Source organism: Novosphingobium sp. (assembly GCF_049240505.1).
GTDB lineage: Bacteria > Pseudomonadota > Alphaproteobacteria > Sphingomonadales > Sphingomonadaceae > Novosphingobium.
The window spans coordinates 1-878 of the sequence record NZ_JBMLSM010000156.1 but is presented as its reverse complement, the minus strand read 5'-3'; the positions used below and the strand labels follow the sequence as shown (position 1 = coordinate 878).

The window sequence follows — 878 nt, the reverse complement described above, 5'->3', positions numbered from 1 at the left end:
TCAAGTCCCGTCACTCGCGCCACCTTGGGAATTTCCTCACAGAATTGAACTGATCAATCCCTTCGGGGAGCAGTCTGATTGCGCCGGTGTTACCGATACGCGTTCACCCCCAGCGCCCGGTTTCCATCCAGATCAGGAAGCGCCGAAGCGGCAGCAACCAGATCGTGCCCAGCACGATGTAGACCAGCGTCTGTAGCAGGACATGCCATCCGCCGATGATCGTCGACGCTGAAGCGACAGCGAACATGTAGGCACACAACGCGATCACCAGCGCGAGTATGCCCACCGGTTTGCGCCATGTCGGCTTCCACTCGGGCTTTTCCGGTTGTGTCATGCGGCAATCTCCCAAGGCCCGTAGATTCGCGTGGGCGTTACCACGGCATGGAGCGGACGGTCGTGTGCTTCGCGCGGCAAGCGATCGACAAGCTGGCAATCCCAGGCAAGGCCAATCGGTAGAGCGGTCGGATGCGCCGCCAGCCAGCGATCATAATGGCCACCGCCTTGCCCAAGGCGCCCGCCCTCTGCGCTGAAACCTACAAGAGGTACGAACAGCACATCAGGCACCACTTTTTCGGCATCGGCAGCAGGCTGTGCGATGCCTTTCCACGGCCCTTTTACCAGCAGGTCGTCCACCCAGGGCGAATCCCATTCGCGAAAGAGCATTGGCGACGAGCGGTCGGCAAACCACGGCAGCGCAACCTTGTGCCCCGCCTCATGAAACACCTGCGCATAGGCGGTTGCCGGAGCTTCTGAGGGACCGGCAAGATAGACCCCCACCGTCGCGCCTTCGGGCACCATTGCGATTACCGGCGTTGGAGGCCGCCGGAACATCAGGGCTTTTACGCGCGGATCGAGCGACGCCACGTGGGCATTGCGCC

General features: G+C 61.8%; 2 protein-coding genes and 1 tRNA gene (1 of these 3 running past the window's edge). 1 reads left to right on the top strand and 2 read right to left on the bottom strand.

Translation table 11 applies throughout. From position 1 onward, the window contains the following. Positions 1 to 22, top strand: a tRNA-Asp gene (locus ACOVQ0_RS12785) (it extends 155 nt beyond the left edge of the window). Positions 23 to 103: 81 nt separating this feature from the next. Here ACOVQ0_RS12785 and ACOVQ0_RS12780 read toward each other — a convergent pair. Continuing rightward, positions 104 to 334, bottom strand: coding sequence for a DUF2842 domain-containing protein (locus tag ACOVQ0_RS12780; protein WP_421885021.1), 231 nt, complete (start codon positions 332 to 334; stop codon positions 104 to 106). Then, a partial coding sequence (locus tag ACOVQ0_RS12775) for a 5-formyltetrahydrofolate cyclo-ligase (protein WP_421885020.1) occupies positions 331 to 878 on the bottom strand: 548 nt, incomplete at its 5' end. The genes ACOVQ0_RS12775 and ACOVQ0_RS12780, both read right to left, overlap by 4 nt.

Coding starts and splice junctions, on each gene's coding strand:
- ACOVQ0_RS12780 (WP_421885021.1), bottom strand. CDS start 334: ATGACACAACCGGAAAAGCCCGAGTGGAAGCCGACATGGCGCAAACCG.